At 76.7% G+C, this 20,095-nt stretch carries 15 protein-coding genes and 1 pseudogene; 7 read left to right on the forward strand and 9 right to left on the reverse strand.

The genetic code is table 11. The annotated features are described in order from the left end of the window. Positions 1 to 125: 125 nt before the first annotated feature. Positions 126 to 3,026, forward strand: a complete 2,901-nt coding sequence (locus tag CP974_RS28010; protein ID WP_031135910.1) for an ATP-binding protein — start codon at positions 126 to 128, stop codon at positions 3,024 to 3,026. Between the two features lie 81 nt (positions 3,027 to 3,107). On the opposite strand, the gene CP974_RS28015 is transcribed toward CP974_RS28010, so the two are convergent. The 9 genes from CP974_RS28015 to CP974_RS28055 form a co-directional block, all read right to left on the reverse strand. Beyond that, complete coding sequence (locus CP974_RS28015; protein ID WP_031135908.1) at positions 3,108 to 3,923, reverse strand: class I SAM-dependent methyltransferase; 816 nt, start codon at positions 3,921 to 3,923, stop codon at positions 3,108 to 3,110. Positions 3,924 to 4,014: 91 nt separating this feature from the next. Beyond that, entirely contained in the window at positions 4,015 to 4,842 is an 828-nt protein-coding gene (locus CP974_RS28020; protein WP_031135907.1) for a pentapeptide repeat-containing protein, read from the reverse strand. Between the two features lie 290 nt (positions 4,843 to 5,132). Next, positions 5,133 to 5,729, reverse strand: a complete 597-nt coding sequence (locus CP974_RS28025) for a GTP-binding protein (protein ID WP_031135329.1) — start codon at positions 5,727 to 5,729, stop codon at positions 5,133 to 5,135. Next, positions 5,716 to 6,084 carry a DUF742 domain-containing protein gene (locus tag CP974_RS28030; protein ID WP_031135331.1) on the reverse strand — a complete coding sequence of 123 codons (369 nt, stop codon included), beginning with the start codon at positions 6,082 to 6,084 and terminating at the stop codon, positions 5,716 to 5,718. The genes CP974_RS28025 and CP974_RS28030 overlap by 14 nt, the downstream gene beginning before the upstream one ends. Further along, positions 6,085 to 6,498 (reverse strand): roadblock/LC7 domain-containing protein, encoded by a 414-nt coding sequence (locus CP974_RS28035; RefSeq protein WP_031135333.1) that lies wholly within the window; start codon positions 6,496 to 6,498, stop codon positions 6,085 to 6,087. Then, on the reverse strand, positions 6,495 to 8,951 hold the full coding sequence (locus CP974_RS28040; protein ID WP_224354488.1) for a sensor histidine kinase: 2,457 nt from the start codon (positions 8,949 to 8,951) through the stop codon (positions 6,495 to 6,497). The genes CP974_RS28035 and CP974_RS28040 overlap by 4 nt, the downstream gene beginning before the upstream one ends. Positions 8,952 to 9,392: 441 nt before the next feature. Further along, positions 9,393 to 10,565 (reverse strand): CapA family protein, encoded by a 1,173-nt coding sequence (locus tag CP974_RS28045; protein WP_051839902.1) that lies wholly within the window; start codon positions 10,563 to 10,565, stop codon positions 9,393 to 9,395. A 167-nt stretch (positions 10,566 to 10,732) separates the two neighbouring features. After that, the gene (locus CP974_RS28050) at positions 10,733 to 11,182 is read right to left on the reverse strand and encodes a DUF4383 domain-containing protein (RefSeq protein ID WP_031135339.1); all 450 of its coding nucleotides are present in this window, start codon (positions 11,180 to 11,182) and stop codon (positions 10,733 to 10,735) included. 409 nt (positions 11,183 to 11,591) lie between these two features. Then, complete coding sequence (locus tag CP974_RS28055) at positions 11,592 to 12,563, reverse strand: acetylxylan esterase (protein WP_031135341.1); 972 nt, start codon at positions 12,561 to 12,563, stop codon at positions 11,592 to 11,594. A gap of 166 nt (positions 12,564 to 12,729) precedes the next feature. Here CP974_RS28055 and CP974_RS28060 point away from each other — a divergent pair, with 166 nt between their 5' ends. The 6 genes and pseudogenes from CP974_RS28060 to CP974_RS28085 all read left to right on the forward strand — a co-directional run bounded on the left by CP974_RS28060 (position 12,730) and on the right by CP974_RS28085 (position 20,069). Further along, positions 12,730 to 13,965 carry a glycoside hydrolase family 5 protein gene (locus CP974_RS28060; protein ID WP_224354489.1) on the forward strand — a complete coding sequence of 412 codons (1,236 nt, stop codon included), beginning with the start codon at positions 12,730 to 12,732 and terminating at the stop codon, positions 13,963 to 13,965. 197 nt (positions 13,966 to 14,162) lie between these two features. Next, positions 14,163 to 15,464, forward strand: coding sequence for an alpha/beta fold hydrolase (locus tag CP974_RS28065; RefSeq protein WP_031136219.1), 1,302 nt, complete (start codon positions 14,163 to 14,165; stop codon positions 15,462 to 15,464). Positions 15,465 to 15,551: 87 nt separating this feature from the next. Further along, on the forward strand, positions 15,552 to 16,319 hold the full coding sequence (locus CP974_RS28070; RefSeq protein ID WP_031136221.1) for a PIG-L deacetylase family protein: 768 nt from the start codon (positions 15,552 to 15,554) through the stop codon (positions 16,317 to 16,319). A 305-nt stretch (positions 16,320 to 16,624) separates the two neighbouring features. Next, positions 16,625 to 17,581, forward strand: a pseudogene (locus CP974_RS28075) (NADPH:quinone oxidoreductase family protein); the annotation flags it as partial. A gap of 107 nt (positions 17,582 to 17,688) precedes the next feature. Beyond that, positions 17,689 to 18,882: an acyl-CoA dehydrogenase family protein gene (locus CP974_RS28080; protein WP_031136225.1), complete on the forward strand. Its 1,194-nt coding sequence runs from the start codon at positions 17,689 to 17,691 to the stop codon at positions 18,880 to 18,882. After that, positions 18,879 to 20,069, forward strand: coding sequence for an acyl-CoA dehydrogenase family protein (locus CP974_RS28085; protein ID WP_150485871.1), 1,191 nt, complete (start codon positions 18,879 to 18,881; stop codon positions 20,067 to 20,069). The genes CP974_RS28080 and CP974_RS28085 overlap by 4 nt, the downstream gene beginning before the upstream one ends. Positions 20,070 to 20,095 lie beyond the last annotated feature (26 nt).

Here is a 20,095-nt window from a genome sequence, read left to right on the forward strand (position 1 = left end):
GTCAGCGCACGATACAGCGCTGACCTCGTACGAGTGGCGGGATTCCCGAAAGTACGCCGAAGGACGGCCACTTTCCGTCGCCGTGCGCCTACACTCGGCCGCACGCGCTGGAGGGGGCACGCCACATGACAACGGCCGGAGGACGGCGGGGACGCACCACGACCCCGCTGCTGGAACGGGAGTCCGAGCTCCTGGCCATCGAGCGCGCGCTCGACGGCCTGTGCGGCACCTCGCCGGACGGCGCCCACACGGCCCGCCAGGGCGGGGTGCTCGGATTCGCCGGGCCGCCGGGACTCGGCAAGACCACGCTCCTCGGACTCCTGCGCGACGCCGCCCGCGAGCGCGGCTGCACGGTGCTCTCCGCCCGCGGCGGCGAACACGAGCGGCAGGTCCCCTTCCACGTGATGCGCCAGCTCGTCCAGCCGGTCTTCGCCGCCATGCCCGAGGAGGAGAGGCGGCAGATCATCGGCGACTGGTACGACATCGTCGCCCCCGCCACCGGACTCTCCGCGCCCCACCCGGACGCCAGCCCCGACCCGCAGGGCGTCCGCGACGGACTCGACTGGGTCGTCACCAACCTCTCCGTCCGCAGCGGCCCCGTCGTCCTCATCCTCGACGACGTCCACTGGGCCGACGCCGAATCCCTCGCCTGGCTGACCGCCTTCGCCTCCCGCGCCGGCGAACTGGGCATGCTGATCGCCGTCGCCTGCCGGCCCGACGAACTCCCCAAGGAGGCCGTGCGGCTGCACGCCCTCGTCGCCCGCAACCGCACCCTCGCGCACGAGCTCTCCCCGCTCACCTCCGCCGCCGTCGGCCGCATCGTCCGCGACGCCCTCGGCGACGACGCCGACGAGGTGTTCTGCCGCGAGTGCTGGGCCATCACCGGCGGCAACCCGTACGAGGTCGTCGAGCTCACCGAGAAGGGCCGCGCCCGCGGCCTCGCCCCGCGCGAGGAAAGCATTCCGCACCTGCGCGACCTCGCCTCCGCGGTCAAGGGCAGCGGCCTCATAGAACGGCTCGAACAGCTCGGCCCCTCCGCCGTCCGCCTGGCCTGGGCCGCCGCGGTCATCGGCGGCGGCGGCCCCACCGGCATCGTCGGGACCGTCGCCGCGCTCGGCGACAACCTGCTCACCGACGCCGTCGAACTCCTCGACAAGGCCCGCATCCTCACCAGCCTGCCCAGCCTCAAGGGCGACCGCGTCGTCGAGTTCTACCACCCGCTCATCGCCACCGCCGTGTACCGCTCCATCCCGCACGGTGTCCGCGTCGGCATGCACGGTGTGGCCGCCCAGGCCCTCGTGGACGAGGGTCACGGCGCCACCGCCGCGGCCCGGCACATGCTGGAGATGCACCCGGAGGGCGACCCGTGGGTGGTCCAGCAGCTCCGCCGCGCCGCCCGCGACAGCTTCTCGGCGGGCGCGCCCGAGGCGGCCCGCCGGTATCTCACCCGCGCCCTGCGCGAACCCCCGGACATCGAGGACCGCGCGCAGGTCCTCTTCGAACTCGGCTCGGCCAACCTCCCGCACGAGCCCGCCCAGACCGTCAACCAGCTCCGCGCCGCCCTGGAGGAGCCCAAGATCGGGCCGGAGCTGCGGGAGAACGTCACCTACCGGCTGGCGCAGGCCCTCGCCCACACCGGCCGGATGCAGGAGGCCACCGGACTCCTCGACGAGGAGGCCCGCCGCACCACCAGCGCCCGGACCCGGCGGCGCATGCAGGCCGAGCAGTTCAAGTGGAACGCGGTCGACGCCGCCGACCCCGATGCGCGCGGGCGCTCCCGGCTGCTCGCCCAGTACGCCAGGCGCCTCACCGGCCGCGACCTCGCCGAACGGCGCATCCTCGGCCTGCGCGCCTGGGACGTCGTGATGCGCGGCGAGCCCGTCGCACTGGCCCTCGACCACGCCGAGCGCGCCCTGCGCGGCGGCATGAGCTGGACCGACCAGGACTTCGGCTTCGAGGTCCCGGCCGCCGCCGCGCTCACCCTGATGTACTGCGACCAGCCCGGCCGCGCCGAGGAGCTGTTCCACGACGGCATCGCCGAGTTCGAGGCCAAGGGCTGGCGCGGCGCCCACCTCTCCTTCGCGTACACCCTCCTCGGCTACATCCGCTTCCGGCGCGGACGGCTCGCCGAGGCCGAGGACTTCGTCCGCGGCGGGCTGCGGATCGCCGACCGCGTCGACCACGGCATCCCCGCCCGGCTGTACGCCGTCGGCACCCTCATCGTGACGCTCCTCGCCCGGGGCCGCGCCGACGACGCCCAGCGCATCGCCGACAGCTACCACTTCGGCGAGGAGGTCCCGAAGACCGTCGTCTACCCGGACCCGCAGGCCGTGCGCGGCAGACTGCTCCTGGCCCGCGGCCGGATCGACGAGGCGGTCCACGAGCTCACCGCGGCCGGGGACCGGCTCAGGCAGCGCGGCACGCACAACCCCGCCTGGAGCCCCTGGCAGCTCGATCTCGCCGTCGCGCTGGCCGGCAGCCGTCCCGACCGGGCACGGCACCACGCCGACGAGGCGCTCGCCCGCGCCCGGACGTTCGGCACGGCCAGCGCGATCGGCCAGGCCCTGCGCGTCCGCGCGGCGATCACCGAGCCCGCCCGCGCGATCCCGCTGCTCGCCGAGGCCGTCGACCACCTGGAGCAGTCGCCCGCCGCGTACGAGCTGGCGCGGGCGCTCGTCGACCACGGCACGGCGCTGCGCGCCGTCGGCGCCCTCGACCAGGCCGCGCAGCAGTTGTACCGGGGCTTGGAGACGGCCGTCGCCTGCGGTGCGGAGGGCCTGGCGACCCGGGCACGCGACCAGCTCACGGCCGCGGGGCTCCGGCCCCGGCGCTCGTCCGCCACCGAGCGCGACGGCCTGACGATCCGTGAGGAGCAGACCGCGCTGCTCGCCGCCGAGGGCCTGGACAACGCCGTCATCGCCGCCCGCCTCGGCACCGACGAGCAGGCCGTGTCGGAGCTGCTGTCCGCCGTCTTCACCAAGCTCGGCACCGACCGGCTGGGCCTGCCCCGCGCCCTCGGCCTGTAACCCGCCCCCGGCCCACGGGCCCCGCCCGCCCCCGGCCCACGGGCCCCGCCCCGGCTCACGGGCCCCTGCCGCGGGGGCGGATCAGCGGGGCGCCCGGTCGGCGTCCGGCAGCCGATGCGTGACGCGCAGCTTCGACTGGCCGTGCGGCAGCCGCTCCCAGTCCTCCATGAACCGGGCCCGGAGGCCGTGCCGGCGCGCCAGCCGCACCAGCGTCTCGGTCCGGTAGTAGAAGTCCTCCCGCAGCACCTGGTGCTCGGGGCCCTCCGTGCGGTCGTACGTGAAGTCGAAGAACCCGCCCGGCGCGAGGACCCGACCCACGTTCGCCAGGCACTCGTCGATCACCTCCAGCGGCGAGTGCGAGAACACGCTGTGCGCGTGCACCACCGTGAACCAGCCGTCCGGCAGGAAGTCCAGCCTCAGGTCGTCCACCGGCGTCAGGTACGGCATCCGCTCCTGGAGCCCGTACCGCACCAGCGTCCGCTTGGCCTCGACGAGGATGTCCGGCGAGATGTCGACGCCGTAGTAGTGGCCCGGCTCCAGGTACTCGATGAACCGCCAGCCCGCCCGCAGGTTGCCGCAGCCGATCTCCAGCATCCGGTCCCCCGGTCCGAGACCGTGCCGCAGCAGGTAGTCGAACTGCATCCGGCCGATGGCCAGCCACCGCTCCCGTGACGGCCCGCCGCCCACGGCGGCCTCCGGGCTGCGTGCCGTGTCACTCGCCATCACGGCCCGGTAGTACGCCACGTGGTCGCCGCGGCTGCGCAGCCGCAGCCACAGGTCGCGCCCCGCCCGCCGCACGTACGGGACGATCCGTTCCGGATGCCGGAGCGCGTACCCGGCCTTGTACGCGGCGCGCGACCGGTCCCTGCCCGTCCCCGTGTACCCGCTTCGCGGCATGAAGCCCTCCCGGATGAGACCACGACGTGCCGGACAACCGCCCGACCACCGTGCACCCGGACCGTGGCGGGCCGGGCCCGGACACGCCGCGCTACGGCCTCCAGTGCCCCGGTCGCCGCAGCGTCGCCGGGATCCGCGTCGCCCCGTCGCCGCGCGCGGCCGTCAGCTGCGGCTGCGTCAGGAACAGCGCCCCCGTCAGGTCCGCGCCGGACAGGTCGGCGTCCCGCAGGTCCGCGCCGATCAGGTCCGCCTCGCGCAGGTCGGCCCCCGCCAGGTCGGCGGCGATCAGGTAGGCGCCGCGCAGGCTCGCGCCCCGCAGCTTCGCCCCGCGCAGCCGCGCCCCCATCAGGTCGGCGCCCCGGTGGTCCCTGCGGCGCCCCGGCACGGAGGCCCGTGCCAGTTCGCTGGCGCGCAGCAGCAGGGCGTTCACCTCCGCGCGCAGCGCGGGGACGTCCACGGCCAGCAGCTCCGCGGCGCCGCCGCGCGTCAGGGCGTCGATCTCGTCGTGGCGGCGGCGCAGCTCCCGGTGCACGGGCCGGGCCGCCGGCAGGTCCAGCGCCTCCGCCGCGTACCGCAGCAGCTCGTGCAGCTGCCGGACGACGGGGAACACCGCGAACATGGCGTCCGCCGAGTCGGGGGCCGACCGCCAGTCCCGGCCGCCGAAGGTCACCTGCGACACCTTCTGGCCGGCGCCGAAGCAGTCGAAGACCGTGCAGCCCTGGTAGCCGCGCTCGCGCAGCCGGGCGTGGACGCCGCAGCGGAAGTCGGCGCCCAGGTTGCCGCAGGGCGTGCCGCCGGGCTTGTCGGCGGCGAAGTCGGCGGACCGGGCGAAGGGCAGCGCCACGCAGCAGAGCGCGAAGCACGCGGCGCAGTCGGCCCGCAGGTCGGCTCGTTCGGTGTGCGGGATGCGGGCGGACACGTCGGGGGTTCTCCTACGGGTGGCGCGGGGCGGCCCCGGCCGGGCCGCCGGCGGGGCGGCGCGGGCGCGGGCGTACGGTCGCCGCCCATTGTCCCCTCCCGGCCGACGGGGCCGGACCGTAGCCCCCGCCCCCGGCCCCTGTCCCGCCCCTGGACCCGGCCCCGGCCCCTGTCCCGCCCCCGGCCCCGGCCCCGGCCCCTGTCCCGCCCCCGGCCCCGGCCCCGGACGCGGCCCGGCGTCCCGGTCCCGGCCCCGGTCCCGGCCTCGGGCGGCGCGCGGGTCGGGTCGGGTCAGGGGCCGGGATCGGCCGCGCGGGCCCGCGCGATGACCGTGTCGAGCAGCGCGAGCAGCACCCCGCGCACCTCGGTACGGACCCGTGCGTCGAGCAGCAGGACGGGCGTCCCCGGATCGCTCAGCCGCAGCGCGGCGCGGATCTCGTCGGCGGTGTACGGCTGCTCCCCGTGGAAGCAGTTCGCCCCGACCACGAAGGGCAGGCCGCGGCTCTCGAAGAAGTCCACGGCGGGGAAGCCGCGGTCCAGCCGCCGCGTGTCCACCAGGACGACCGCGCCGAGCGCCCCGCTCAGCAGGTCGTCCCACATGAACCAGAAGCGTTCCTGGCCCGGCGTGCCGAAGAGGTACAGGACGACCCCCGCGTCGCCCAGCGTGATCCGGCCGAAGTCCATCGCCACGGTCGTCGCGGTCTTCGCCTCGACGCCGTCGAGGTCGTCCACGCCGGCCCCGGCGGCGGTCAGCCGCTCCTCGGTGCGCAGCGGCTCGATCTCCGACACCGCCTCGACCAGGGTGGTCTTGCCCACCCCGAAGCCGCCGGCGACGAGGACCTTGACGGGGGCCGGCTCCTGGCGGGCGGCGGGGTCATATCCGGGCAAGGTTGTCCCTGATTCTCATGAGCAGGTGGACGTCGGTGGCCTCGGCCGCCTCCAGCGGCGGCCGGTGGCGGACGAGCCCGCGGTCGGCGAGCTCGCCCAGCAGGAGCGTCATCGGGGTCAGTCGCATGCCCATCCGCGCCGCGACCTCGGCGACCGCCCGCCCGTCCGGGGGCGGGCACAGCGCCAGCACGTGCTGCCACTCGGTGGGCAGCCCGCGGTGGGTCCCGTCGCCCGGCACGGCCGCCGCCGTGATGGTCGTGTCCATGGTGAGCACGGTCCGCGGGGTGCCCGTACGGCCGTCGGTGAGGGCGTACAGCCGGGGCCTGCGGCCGGAGCGCCGCGGCGCGGCGCCCACCTACGCGCCGGTCGGCGACGAGGGCGCCTGGCCGCGTCCGGGTGTGGCCAGCCACTCGCCGAGCGCCTGCGCCGTCCGCACGGCCTCGCCGCCCAGCTCGCCCAGGCGCGCCCTGCGGGAGGTGACGACGACGAGGGTGCTGCCCTCGCCGCATCCGACGATGCACAGGTACCGGTCGTCCATCTCGACGAGCTGCCGGATCACCCGGCCGCCGTCGACCTCGCGGGACACGGCCCTCATCGTGGAGGCGATGCCGGAGGCGGCCGCGGCGATCCGTTCCGCGCTCGCGCGGTCCAGGAGGTACGCGCTGAGCTTGATTCCGTCGTTGGACAGCAGCACGGCGCCCTCGATGCCGGCGATCCTGCCGAGGTTGTTGTCCAGGACGCTGTAGATCATGTCGTTCGTCGTTGTCATGGCTGTTCCCGTCGGAGTTCCGCTTCCACTTTCCTGGTCCCGTCCTCGTAGTCCGCCCAGGCGTCCGCGACCTCCTCGGGGGTCGCCTCCGCGCGGTCGCGCCGGCCGGCTCCGGGGTCCGGCCCGCTCCCGCCGCCGCGCTCCGCCGCCGGGGGCGGGACGCGCAGTTGTGCGGCGAGGTGCGTCTGGGGTACGCGCTCCGGCAGCGGCGGACGGTCTCCGCCGCCCGGCCTCGCCCCGCCGGGCGGCGTGCGCACGGGGAGGGCGGCGGCGGTGCGCGGCACGGACGCCGCCGGCGCCGCGTCCCGGACCGGCCCGGAGCCGTCCCGTGCCGGACCTCCCGGCGGCGCGTCCGCGTCCTCCGTGGGCGTGTCCGCGTCCCGGGCCGTGCTCCCGTCCGCGCCCTCGGCCCCCGTACCGGCCCAGGCACCGCCCTCGGCTCCGGTACCGGCCGCCGCACCGGCCGTGGTGCCCGTCCCGCGCCGCTCCGCGCCGGGCGAGGGCCGCGCACCCGCCTCGGACGGCACGAGCAGCCGCTCCGGGAGGACCACCACGGCGGACGTGCCGCCGTACACCGAGCGGCGCAGCGTCACGGTGGCGCCGAGCTGGTCGGCCAGGTGACCGACCACGAAGAGGCCCAGCCGGTGCGCCTCCTCCGCGAGGACCGCGTACGGCGGCGCCGAGTGCAGGCGGGCGTTCATCTCCGCGTACCGCTCCGGGCCGACGCGCGGCCCCCGGTCCTCGACCTCCACGGTCAGCCCGTCCGCGACCAGCTCGGCGCGGACCGTCACCCGCGCCCGCGGCGGCGAGAAGCGGGTGGCGTTGTCCAGCAGCTCGGCCAGCAGGTGGCTGACCTGGCTGATGGCGTGGGCCCGCACGCTGATCTCGTCCAGCGCCTGGCGGTCGATCCGCCGGAACTCCTCCACCTCCGCCGCCGCCTCGCGCAGCAGGTCGGCGACGCGCATCGGCTCGGTGTGCGGGTCGGGCACCTCGCCGCCCGCGAGGATCAGCAGGTTCTCGATCTGGCGCCGCATGCCGACGGTGAGCTGGTCCGCCCTCATCAGCCGGGCCAGCAGCTCCTCGTCGGCGCCGAAGGCGTCCTGGAGCTCCTCCGTCAGGGCGAGCTGACGGCTGACCAGGTTGCCCGTGCGGGAGGCGATGCCCGCGGCGAAGGTGCCGAAGCCGTGCCGCTCCGCCGCCAGTTCGCGGTGCCCGGCCACGGAGACGGCGACGGCCCGCGCGAACGCGTCGCTGATCCGCCCGACCTCGTCCCGGTCGCCGCGCACGGACGGCAGCGCGGTCTCGTCGACGGGCCGCCCGTCGCGCAGCCGGGCCACCACGTCGGGCAGGGTCCGCTCGGCCACCGTCACGGTGCGGTCGTGCAGCAGCCGCAGCCTGCGCAGCACCGAGCGGGTGGCGAGCACGACGACGCCGACGACCGTCAGCAGGGCGGCGCCGCTGACCGCGATGAGCCGGGTCACCTCGGCCTCCAGCGCGGCGGCCTTCTCGTCGCCGTGGTCGAGCAGGCCGCGCAGGCGCGAGGTGTTCAGCTCCTCGACCCGGGTGCCCCAGGCGGCGGCGGCCGTGGGCCAGGCGGCGACCTCGCGGGGCAGCCGGACCCCGGACCGCAGGCCGGCGTGGTCGGACACGACGTGGTTCTCCACGCGGGTCTTCGTCTGCCAGGCCGACGAGCCCACGAGCCGCGCGTACCGCTCCGCGTCGCCGGGCGGCAGGTACGGCACGATCCACCGGTCGTACAGGTACCGGTGCGCGCCCACGAGGTTGACGAACTCGCCGAACCGCGGGGCGGACAGCTCCCGCGACGGTCCGGCCAGCGCGATCGCGGTGTTCTGCTGGGCCAGCATCTCCGCGGCCGAGTACAGGGCGATGACGACCTGGTTCTCCTGGCCCAGCTCGCCGTCCCGGGTGTGGCTGAAGACGTCCTGGTAGAAGCGGATCATCTGGCCGATCAGATGGGTGTAGTAGGCGACCGTGGACTCCGGTCCGCCCGTGCGGGCGTCCGTCCGCTCGCGCCGGTCCGCCAGTTCGCCGAGGCCGTCCAGGACCTCCCGCAGCCGCCGGTCGGCCTCCTCGGTGCCGGCGCCCCCGCCCGCGGCGGCCCGGCGGAAGACGGCCGCCGCCCGGTCCGACGCCGTCCGCCGGGCGGCGAGCTCCTCGCCGGGCTCGGACGGCTCCGCCCAGTACGCGGCGGTGGCGGTGCGCTCCGCCTGCAAGGCCGTCATCAGCCCGTACAGGGGTACGCCGACGCGCTCGCCGACGGCCACGTCGGCGCGCAGGTGCGCCGACTGCTCCAGCAGCCGGCCGGAGGTCACGGCGACCTGACCGGCCATCGCAACCGTCGGGACGACGGCGAGCAGGACGAGCAGGGTGCGCAGGCGCACGGTGCGCCGCCGACGGCGGGTCGACGGGCCTCGCGCGGCCGGGGGTTCCATGGCGGACATCGGCCCTCGGGAGCGGGAGCGGAAGCGGAAGCGGAAGCAGACGGGGGAGGGGGAGGGGACGGGAGCGGGGACGGGACGGTGACCGGTTTCGGCGCAGCCCTGGGAGGGCCGGGGGACCGCCGTTCCGGTTCCGGTGACGCGTGGGGGTGCCGATCATAACCAGCCACATCGGTTTCCGGTCAGGTTGTCATGATGATCGGAACGTGGTACTTCGGGCGCACTCCGTGGTCCGGCGGCCGCCGCTCGCTGCAACGGGCGGCGGTGTGAGCGGCCGTCAGCCGGGGCGGCCGTCCTCGGGGGCCGTCGGCCCCCGCGGTGGTCCCCGCGTGCCCTCGGCGGCCGTCGGCGGTGGTTTGCGCCGGCCGGCGACAGCCGGTGGTGGTCCGCGCCGGCCGACGGCAGCCGGTGGTGGTCAGCGGCAGCCGGTGGCGGTCAGCGGTCGTCCGGGCGGTGTCCGGTGTCCGGCGCAGAGCCGGGGAAGACCGCGCGCAGCATCCCCCCGGTCCCCGGCCGCTCCACCTCCACCCGCACCCCGTTCCCCCGGCACACCCGGTCCAGGGTGGCCGCCAGCCAGTCCCGTTCACCGTCCGACGCGTGCTCCAGGCGCAGCCGCCGCGCCCGGAGCGGAGCCATCCGCAGCCCCCGCAGCCGCCCCGACTCCGGCTCCAGCGCGGCGAGGTACAGCAGCCGCAGATCGTCGCGGTACTCCTCGTACCCGCTGATCCCCTCGTAGTCGTCGACCAGGTCGCCGCAGCCGTACAGCACCAGCCTGCCGCGGTACACCTCCAGCGGGCGGGGGTGGTGCGAGGAGTGGCCGTGCACCACGTCCACCCCGCCGTCCACCAGGGCGTGCGCGAACCGCACCCGGCCCTCCGGCACCCCGTACCCCCAGTTCGAGCCCCAGTGCACGGACACCACCACGAGGTCGCCCGGCCGCCGCTCGGCGCGCACCCGGCGTACGACCTCCCCGGCGGCCTCCTCGGTCTCGGCGGGCACCAGGTCCACCCCCGGCCGCCCGTGCGCCGCCGCCCACGCGCCGGGAATCCCGCTCGACGGCATCCCGCAGGCGAACACCAGCACCCGCCGTCCGCCCCCGCCGCCCGGCACCGGCACGACTGCGGGGCGCCGCGCCTCCGCCCGGTCCCGGCCCGCGCCGGCCGTCCGCAGCCCCGCCCCGGCCAGCGCGTCGAGCGTGTCCAGCAGTCCCTCCCGGCCGAAGTCGAGGACGTGGTTGTTCGCGAGGACGCACACGTCGGGCCGGACGGCCGCCAGGGCCGGCAGGTTCTCCGGCGCCATCCGGTAGTGGACCGCCTTGCCGGGCCACGGGGCGCCGCGCCGGGTCACGCTCGTCTCCAGGTTCACCACCCGCACGTCCGGCGCCGCCCGGTCCAGCAGCCCCAGCGCCACGCCCCAGGGCCAGGCCGGGGCGACGGGCCGGGGCACCGGGCCGTTCACGGCCTCGGCCAGCGCCACGTACCCTCGGGCGTCCCCGACGTACCGCTCCCACAGGGCCGGGTCGCCGGGGTGGGGCAGGATCTGGTCGACTCCGCGGCCCAGCATCACGTCGCCGCAGAGGAAGAGGGTCACCGCAGGCTCCCCGCCCATGCCTCCACCGTAGCCCGCCCGGTCACCGGCCACACGTGCGAGCGCCGCTCCGGGCAGGTGCCCGGCGGGCGGCCGGGGGCGGTGTTCCCGGCCCGCCACCCGCACCCGTACGGGGGGGGCACGGGGCCTTGCGCGCACGGACGCGGGCCGCGGGCGTACGACCGCGGTCAGGTGGTCGTGCCGGCCGGGCGGGGGAGGGCCAGGCCCAGGGCGACCATGACGGTGCCCAGGCCGAAGTGCAGCCAGTTGTCGGCCGTGTTGACCGGGACGAAGTTCGCCGCGCTGTCCAGGTCGATGATCACCCCGTACACCGAGAGCACGAGGTAGATCAGGCCCCCGACGACGAGGTACCCGCGCGCGTTGGCCGCCGTGCGGGCGGAGACGAGCCCGGCCACGCCGAACAGCAGGTGGACGAGGTTGTGCAGGACGGACACCTGGAAGAGTCCGAGCAGCCGCGCGTCCGACGCGTGGTCGGCGAAGGCCAGCGTGTCGTACCCGGTCGTGGCACCGGGGACGAACCCCAGGGCGCCGATGAGCAGGAAGACCGCCCCCACGAGCAGCGAGGCGCGCCGCACGGGGGTGTCGGACGCGGGCGTCCCGCGAGATGCGCTGGTCATGACGTGCCCTTCCACCAGACGGCCGGGGTACCGCTTCGGCCCGGCGCCGCCGGCGGGTGCCCCGCCGGTCCTCCGGTCACCACCGAGACTAGCCGCCCGCGCCGCGCCCGGCCGTCCGCGCCCGGCCCGGCTGGTCCGCGTCGGGCCCGCCGGGCCGGCCCGGCTTGTCGGCGCGGCGCCCCGGCCGTCCGCGCCCGGTCCCCTCGCCGTCCCGCCTCCGGCCCGCCGCGTCCTCACCGCCACCGCCACCGCCACCGCCACGCCACCGTCACGGCCACCCGTCACGGCCACCGCCACCCGTCACGGCCACCCGTCACGGCCACCGCCACCCGTCACGGCCGCCGCCACCGCCACCCGTCACGGCCACGGCCACCGCCCCGCCCTCGGCGCACGGCGGGGCCGGGCGGGGTCAGGACGCGAGGCGCTCCGGGAGCCAGCGCAGCTGCACGGCCCGCTGGTGCGCCTCGCCGCCCTCGTGGTCGTTGAACGCGTACACCTCGATCGTCTTGTCGCCGTGGGCGTACGCGTTGAACGCCGCGAACACCGTCGAGGGCGGGCAGGTCATGTCCTCGAGCGCGGTGGAGAACAGGGCGGGCGCCGTGGCGCGCGCCGCGAAGTGGACCCCGTCGAAGTACGCGAGCGTCCGCTCCACCCGCTCGACCCGCCCCCGGTGGGTGTGCAGGTACTGCCCGATCTCCCGGTACGGGTGGCGGTCCGTCAGGGTCGTCGCGCGCGGGAAGTCGCAGAGGAACGGCACGTCCGGCGCGACCGCCGCCAGGTCCGGCACGAGCCCCGCGACGGCCAGGCTGATCCCGCCGCCCTGGCTCTCCCCGGTCACCGCCGCGCGGGCCGCGTCCACCAGGGGGTGCGACCGGGCGGCCTCCACCGCGCGGACCGCGTCGGTGAACACCCGCCGGTAGTAGTACGCGTCCGGGTCCTCCACGCCCCGCGTCATGAAGCCCGGTACGGCCGGCCCGCTGCCCACCGGGTCCGGGGTGTCCCCGCCGGCCCAGCGGCTGCCCTGCCCCCGTGTGTCCATCACGAAGTGGCCGAAACCGGCCGAGGCCCAGAGCAGATGGGTGTGCGGCAGGCCGCGCCCGCCGCCGTACCCGATGAACTCCACGACGACCGGAAGCGGCCCGGCCGCCCCGGAGGGTATGACGAACCAGCCCTTGACGGGGTGACCGCCGAAACCGGCGAAGGTGACGTCGTACACGTCGACGGTCGCCAGGCCCGTGTCCACCGGATCGAAGCGGGGAGCGAGCGGGTGCTCCCGCGCCTCGCCCAGCGTCCTGGCCCAGAACGCGTCGAAGTCCTCCGGCTCCACGGACGAACTCCGGTAGGCGCGCAGCTCGTTCAGCGGCAGGTCGAAGTGGGCCATCGGACGGCTCCTCATGGTCACGGCGGGGCGTACGCGCGCACCCTATGCGGTCCGGCCACCCTTCCGGCAGGGCCTTGCGGCGCTCTCGCGCGAGCTGCTACCCCTCCCCGGTGGGACGTGCCAACGCTCCCCGCACCCTCCCGCCCCCCACCGCATCGGAGGCCCCATGAGTACGGCGAACACCACGCGGACCCGGAAGGGAAGGGTCGGCGCCGCCGCCGGAGCCCTCGCCGCCGCCCTGCTGCTCACCCTGGCCGGCGCCCCGCAGGCCCCCGCCTCCCCGGCCGCCGCTCCCGGCCCCGCCCCGGCCCCGGCCGCCGCCCCGGCGGCCCCCGAACCGCCGGCCGCCGCCGCGGCGGCCGCTGTCCGGTCACCCGCCCCGGCCCGCGACGCCGGGCGCACCGCCGCCACCGCCGGCCCCGGCGCCGACCGCCCCGCCACCGCCGCGGTGCCCCCCGCCGGCACCCCCGCCGCCGTCAACGGCCGGCTGAAGGTCTGCGGCACCAAGCTCTGCAACCGGTACGGCAAGCCCGTGCAGCTGCGCGGCATGTCCACGCACGGCACCCAGTGGTACGGCCGGTGCGTCACGCCCGGCTCGCTCGACGCGCTCGCCGGCGACTGGAGGGCCGACGTGCTGCGGGTGTCCACGTACGTCCAGGAAGGCGGCTACGAGACCGACCCGCGCAAGTACACCGACCTGGTCCACTCCCTCGTCGAGCAGGCCACCGCGCGGGGCATGTACGTCATCGTCGACTGGCACATGCTCCACCCCGGCGACCCGTACCACAACCTCGACCGCGCCAAGACCTTCTTCACCGAGATCGCCCAGCGCCACCGCGCCAGGACGAACCTCCTGTACGAGATCGCCAACGAGCCCAACGGCGTCACCTGGTCCCGCGTCAGGAGCTACGCCGAGGAGCTGATCCCGGTCATCCGCGCCCAGGACCCCCACAGCCCGGTCCTCGTCGGCACCCGCGCCTGGTCGTCGCTCGGCGTCTCGGAGGGCGCGGACGAGTCGGAGGTGGTCGCCGACCCGGTGCGGGCCGCCAACATCATGTACACCTTCCACTTCTACGCCTACTCGCACCGCGACGCGTACCTGGCGGTGCTCTCCCGCGCCGCCGACAGGCTGCCGGTCTTCGTCACCGAGTTCGGCACGCAGAACTACGCGGGCGAGGGCGGCGACGACTTCGCGATGGCCCAGCGCTACCTCGACCTGATGGCGGCCAAGAAGATCAGCTGGGTGAACTGGAACTTCTCCGACGACCACCGCACCGGCGCCGTCTTCAAGACCGGCACCTGCGCCGCCGGCGGCCCGTGGACCGGCACGGCGCCGCTGAAGCCGGCCGGGGTGTGGGTCCGCGACCGCATCCGCACACCGGACGACTTCCCGACGAGCTGACCCGGCCCGCTCCCCGCGGCCCCGTCCCGTCCCCGCGACCCCGTCCCCACCCACGCTCGTCTCCTCCCCTCCCCCCGCCCCCGTCCGCCGCGGACCGCTGTGTTCCACTGTGCGGGCGGGGCGCGGTGGTCTCGTCGCGCGCCGCCCGCTCGCGCCCGCCACCCGGGCGCCCCGACGCAAGCCCGACAGGAGGAGCAGTGCCCCCTTACCGCCAGCCCGGTGTCGTCCTCACCGACCACCACTTCACCGTCCCCCTCGACCACGCCGACCCCTCCGGCGAGCAGATCGAGGTGTACGGGCGCGAGGTCGCCGCCGCGGGGCGGGCGGACACCGACCGCCTGCCGTGGCTGGTGTACCTGGAGGGCGGCCCCGGATGCGCGGCCCGCCGCTTCGCCGGCAAGGAGGCGTGGCTGGCCCGCGCCGTGCGGGAGCACCGGGTCCTCCTGCTCGACCAGCGCGGCACCGGCCGGTCCACCCCGGCCACCCGGCAGACCCTGCCGCTGCGCGGCGGCCCGGCCGAGCAGGCCCGGTACCTGGGCCACTTCCGGGCCGACTCCATCGTGCGGGACTGCGAGCTGATCCGCCGCCGCCTGACCGGCGGCGCGCCCTGGACGGTCCTCGGACAGAGCTTCGGCGGCTTCTGCGCCACCCACTACCTGTCGGCCGCCCCCGAGGGGCTGGAGACGGTGCTCGTCACCGGCGGACTGCCGTCCCTCGACGCCACCGCCGACGACGTGTACCGCGCCGCGTACCCGCGCGTCCGCCGCAAGAACGAGGCCCACTACGACCGCTACCCGCAGGACGTCGAGTCGGCCCGCCGCATCGCCGAGCACCTCGCCGAGCACCCCGCGCTCCTGCCGGGCGGCTACCGGCTGACGGTCGAGGCGTTCCAGTCCCTTGGCTTGCTCCTCGGCTCCGGCGACGGCAGCCACCGGCTGCACTACCTGCTGGAGGACGCCTTCGTCCGCACCCCCTCCGGGCCCGCCCTGTCCGACGCGTTCCTGGAGGCCGTCCGCGCGCAGCTCTCCTTCGCCTCCCGGCCGCTGTACGCCGTCCTCCACGAGGCGATCTACGCCCAGGGGCAGGGGCCGACCGGATGGGCGGCCGAGCGCGTACGGGCCGAGTTCCCCGACTTCGACGCGGGCGCCGCGCTGGCGGGCGGCGGACCGGTCCTCTTCACCGGCGAGACCATCCACCCCTGGCACTTCGACGTCGACCCGGCGCTGAGCCCGCTGCGGGAGGCCGCCGACCTGCTCGCCGCCCGCGCCGACTGGCCCGCGCTGTACGACCGGGGGCGCCTCGCGGCCAACACCGTCCCGGTCGCCGCCGCCGTGTACCACGACGACATGTACGTCGACACGGCCCACTCGCTGGAGACCGCCCGCGCGGTGCGGGGGCTGCGGACGTACGTCACGGACGAGTACGAGCACGACGGCGTGCGCGCCGGCGGCACCCGCGTCCTGGACCGCCTCCTGGACCTCGCGCGCGGCGAGGCCTGACCGCCCCGCCGCGCGCCGGGGGCGGCCCCGCCCCGCCGCCCCGCCCGTCGCCCGAGAGGTCGCCGCGGGCCGCCGTATCCTGCCCGCATGAGCGAACAGGAGAGGGAACCGACGGCCCGTCAGGAGGCCGCGCCGCTGCTGCCGATGCCCGAGGACTGGAGCAGGGCGCTCACGGTGGTCGCGCACCCCGACGACCTGGAGTACGGCTGCTCCGCCGCCGTCGCCGCATGGACCGACGCCGGGCGCGAGGTCGTCTACGTGCTCGCCACGCGCGGCGAGGCGGGCATCGACGGACTCGCGCCCGAGGTGTGCGGCCCGCTGCGCGAGCGGGAGCAGCGGGCGAGCGCGGAGGCCGTCGGCGTCCGCCGGGTGGAGTTCCTCGACCACCGGGACGGCGTCGTCGAGTACGGCGTGGGGCTCCGCCGGGACATCGCGGCGGCCGTCCGCCGCCACCGCCCCGAGCTGGTGCTCACCCTGAACCACCGGGACACCTGGGGCGGCGGACCCTGGAACACCCCCGACCACGTCGCCGTCGGCCGCGCCGTCCTCGACGCGGCCGCGGACGCGGGCAACCGCTGGATCTTCCCCGAGCTGGCCGAGCAGGGCCTCGAACCGTGGGACGGCGTCCGCTGGGTCGCCGTCGCCGCCTCCCCCCGGCCCACCCACGCGGTGGACGCCCGCCCCGGCCTGGAGCGCGCCGTGCGCTCGCTGCTGGAGCACCGCACGTACATCGAGGGGCTGACGGACGAGGACCCGGAGGCGTACTGCAGGGACTTCCTCGCGGGCGGCGCAGGCGGGGCGGCCGCGAGGTTCGGCGGCGTGCCCGCCGTCACCTTCGAACTCTTCCCCCGCTGACCCCGTCCGCGCCGTCCGTCCCGGCGCCCTTGCGCCGCGCGCCTCCGCCGCGCCCCTTCCGCCGCCCCTCCCACGCCGACCGCTCCGCCACTCACCCCGCCCCCGCGCCCACCGGACCGCCTGACGCGCCCACCGCCGCCGCGGCCGCCGGCGACCACCGGCCGCCGCCGCTCCACCACGGCCCCGGGCGCCGGGCCACCCGGGCCCGGGTGGCCGGTGAGGGGCCGCACTGTTCCCAGGGAGGCAAGCGACCGCTTAGTATGCGACCCACCCGCAGAACCGCCCGACTCTATGTGGAGGCCCTCATGCAGGCATGGCGCGTGCACCGGAACGGCGAGCCGAGCGAGGTGATGCGACTCGAGGAGACCGACCGCCCGGCGCCCGGCCCGGGGCAGCTCCTGCTGAGGGTGCGGGCCGCGAACGTCAACTTCCCCGACGCCCTCCTGTGCCGGGGCCACTACCAGGTGCGCCCGCCGCTGCCCTTCACCCCCGGCGTCGAGGTCTGCGCCGACACCGAGGACGGCCGCCGCGTCATCGCCACCGCCGCCCTGCCGCACGGCGGACTCGCCGAGTACGCCCTCGCCGACGAGGCCGACGTCCTGCCCGCGCCCGGGACCCTCGACGACGCCGAGGCCGCGGCCCTGCACATCGGCTACCAGACCGGCTGGTTCGGACTGCACCGCCGCGCCGCCCTCCGCGCGGGCGAGACCCTCCTCGTGCACGCCGCCGCCGGCGGGGTCGGCAGCGCCGCCGTCCAGCTCGGCAAGGCGGCCGGCGCCCGCGTCATCGGCGTGGTCGGCGGCCCCGGGAAGGCCGCCACCGCCCGCGCCCTCGGCTGCGACACGGTCGTCGACCGGCACACCGACGACATCGTGACCGCCGTCAAGGACGCCACCGGCGGACGCGGGGCCGACGTCGTCTACGACCCGGTCGGCGGCCCCGCCTACGCCGCCTCCGCCAAGTGCGTCGCCTTCGAGGGCCGCATCGTCGTCGTCGGCTTCGCCGCGGGCGACGTCCCCGCGCCCGCCCTCAACCACGCCCTGGTGAAGAACTACGCGATCCTCGGCCTGCACTGGGGCCTGTACCGCCAGAAGGACCCCGCCGCCGTCCGCCGCTGCCACGACATCCTCACCGAGTACGCGGCGAAGGGCCTGATCAAGCCGCTCGTCAGTGAACGCGTCGCCCTCGCGGACGCCGCCTCGGCCGTCCAGCGCGTCGCCGACGGAACCACCACGGGCCGCCTCGCCGTCCTCCCCACCGGACCCGGCACCCCCACCGGAGCCCGCGCCACCGGCGCCGACGCCGACGCCGGCGCGGCCGGGGCCGGGGCCGCCGGGACGGGCGGCGCCACCGGGGAAGGCGCCGCCCGATGAGCTCACCCGTCACCGCCGCCGACCTCCGCGACCGGGTGCGCGACCTCCTCGCCGCCCACCCCCCGGCCACCACCGACCGCACCGCCTTCCTGCGCGCGCGCTTCGACGCCGGCCTAGCCTGGGTCCACTACCCCGAGGGGCTGGGCGGCCTCGGCGCCGACCCCGCCCTCCAGGCCGGAGTCGACGCCCTCCTCGCCGAGGCGGGCGCCCCCGGCAACGACCCGCGCCGCATCGGCATCGGCCTCGGCATGGCCGCGCCCACCCTCCTCGCGTACGGCACCGAGGAGCACCGACGCCGCTTCCTGCGCCCCCTGTGGACCGGCGAGGAGGTGTGGTGCCAGCTGTTCAGCGAGCCGGGGGCCGGCTCCGACCTGGCCGCCCTCGCCACCCGCGCCGTCCGGGGCGACGACGGGACCTGGGTGGTCGACGGCCAGAAGGTGTGGACCTCCAGCGCCCACCTCGCCCGCTGGGCCATCCTCATCGCCCGCACCGACCCCGAGGCCCCCAAGCACCGCGGCCTCACCTACTTCGTGTGCGACATGACCGACCCCGGCGTGGAGGTCAGGCCCCTGCGCCAGATCACCGGCGAGGCCGAGTTCAACGAGGTCTTCCTCACCGGCGTACGCATCCCCGACGGCCACCGCCTCGGCGCCGTCGGGGACGGCTGGGCCGTCGCCCGCACCACCCTGATGAACGAGCGCGTCGCCATCGGCGGCGCCCGCCTGCCCCGCGAGGGCGGCATGATCGGACGCGCCGCCCGCACCTGGCGCGACCGCCCCGAGCTGCGCACCCACGATCTCCACCAGCGCCTGCTCGACGCCTGGGTGGACGCCGAGGTCGCCCGCCTCACCGGCGAGCGGCTGCGCCAGCAGCTCGCCGCCGGCCGCCCCGGCCCCGAGGGCAGCGCCGTCAAACTGGCCTTCGCCCGCCTCAACCAGCGGATCAGCGGACTGGAGGTGGAACTGCTCGGCGAGGAGGGACTGCTCTACGACGACTGGACCATGCGCCGCCCCGAGCTGGTCGACTTCACCGGCCGCGACGCCGGGTACCGCTACCTCCGCTCGAAGGGCAACTCCATCGAGGGCGGCACCAGCGAGGTGCTGCTGAACATCGTCGCCGAACGCGTCCTCGGTCTGCCCGCCGAGCCGCGCGACGACAAGGACGTGCCGTGGAAGGACCTCGCACGATGACGGACCTGCTGTACTCCGAGGCCGAGTCGGACCTGCGGGCCGCCGTCCGCGCCCTGCTCGCCGACCGCGCCGCCCCGGCCGCCCTGCCCGCCCGGCTGGAGGGCACCGGACCGCACGACGCCGCGCTGTGGCGCGCCCTCGCCGGGGACGTCGGCGCCGCCGGCCTGCTCGTCCCCGAGGAGCTCGGCGGCCAGGGCGCCGGCCCCCGCGAGGCAGCCGTCGTACTGGAGGAGCTGGGCCGCGCGGTGACCCCGCTGCCCTACCTCACCAGCTCCGTCGTCGCCACGCGGACCCTCCTCGCCCTCGCCCCGGCGGGCGGCCCCCCGGCAGGCCCGGCCGCCGGGCTGCTCGCGGAGCTCGCCGCCGGCCGCCGCACCGCCGTCCTCGCCCTCCCGCTCACCACGGGTCCCGGCGCCCCGGAGCCCGGCTCCCCGACGCCCACCGACCCGCCACCCCCCGCCGGCCACCGGCCCCGCACGCCCGCCGCCGAGACCCCCGCCCCCCACACCATCCCCGCCCCCGCTCCCGCCCCCATCCCCGCCGTCGCGGACGCCGTCCTCGCCGACGTCCTCCTCGTCCCGCGCCCCGACGGCCTCCACGCGGTGGACGCCGCCGACGCGGAGATCCGCCCGCTGACCCCCCTCGACCTGACCCGTCCCCTCGCCGCCGTCACCGTCCCGGCCGACGCCGGCACCCGCCTCGCGGAGCCCGCCGCCTCCCGCGCGGCCGTCCGCGAGGGGCTCCTCGCCGGGGCCGGACTGCTCGCCTCCGAACAGCTCGGGCTCGCCGAGTGGTGCCTGGAGGAGTCCGTACGGCACACCCGCACCCGCCACCAGTTCAACCGCCCCGTCGGCTCCTTCCAGGCGCTCAAGCACCGCATGGCCGAGCTGTGGCTGGAGGTCACCGCCGCCCGCGCCGCCGCCCGCAACGCCGCCGACGCGCTCGCCACCGGAAGCGCCGACGCGCCCCTGGCGGTCGCCGTGGCCCAGGCGTACTGCTCACGCGTCGCCGTCCACGCCGCCGAGGAGTGCGTACAGCTGCACGGCGGCACCGGCATGACCTGGGAGCACCCGGCCCACGTCTACCTGAAGCGCGCCAAGGCCGACCAGCTCGCCTACGGATCGGCCGGCCACCACAAGGACACCCTCGCCGGCCTCGTCGGCCTCCCCGCCCCCGCCGGCCGCTGAGGCACCTCCCGTCCGCCGGCCCCCGC

It is taken from the genome of Streptomyces fradiae ATCC 10745 = DSM 40063 (assembly GCF_008704425.1).
Lineage (GTDB): Bacteria > Actinomycetota > Actinomycetes > Streptomycetales > Streptomycetaceae > Streptomyces > Streptomyces fradiae.

What these genes read in the sequence shown, in the direction of transcription:
- CP974_RS28035 (WP_031135333.1), bottom strand. Translation starts at nt 6,498, where the DNA reads ATGACAACGACGAACGACATGATCTACAGCGTCCTGGACAACAACCTC.
- CP974_RS28085 (WP_150485871.1), top strand. Translation starts at nt 18,879, where the DNA reads ATGACGGACCTGCTGTACTCCGAGGCCGAGTCGGACCTGCGGGCCGCC.
- CP974_RS28045 (WP_051839902.1), bottom strand. Translation starts at nt 10,565, where the DNA reads ATGGGCGGGGAGCCTGCGGTGACCCTCTTCCTCTGCGGCGACGTGATG.
- CP974_RS28080 (WP_031136225.1), top strand. Translation starts at nt 17,689, where the DNA reads ATGAGCTCACCCGTCACCGCCGCCGACCTCCGCGACCGGGTGCGCGAC.
- CP974_RS28050 (WP_031135339.1), bottom strand. Translation starts at nt 11,182, where the DNA reads ATGACCAGCGCATCTCGCGGGACGCCCGCGTCCGACACCCCCGTGCGG.
- CP974_RS28060 (WP_224354489.1), top strand. Translation starts at nt 12,730, where the DNA reads ATGAGTACGGCGAACACCACGCGGACCCGGAAGGGAAGGGTCGGCGCC.
- CP974_RS28015 (WP_031135908.1), bottom strand. Translation starts at nt 3,923, where the DNA reads ATGCCGCGAAGCGGGTACACGGGGACGGGCAGGGACCGGTCGCGCGCC.
- CP974_RS28010 (WP_031135910.1), top strand. Translation starts at nt 126, where the DNA reads ATGACAACGGCCGGAGGACGGCGGGGACGCACCACGACCCCGCTGCTG.
- CP974_RS28040 (WP_224354488.1), bottom strand. Translation starts at nt 8,951, where the DNA reads ATGGAACCCCCGGCCGCGCGAGGCCCGTCGACCCGCCGTCGGCGGCGC.
- CP974_RS28070 (WP_031136221.1), top strand. Translation starts at nt 15,552, where the DNA reads ATGAGCGAACAGGAGAGGGAACCGACGGCCCGTCAGGAGGCCGCGCCG.
- CP974_RS28055 (WP_031135341.1), bottom strand. Translation starts at nt 12,563, where the DNA reads ATGGCCCACTTCGACCTGCCGCTGAACGAGCTGCGCGCCTACCGGAGT.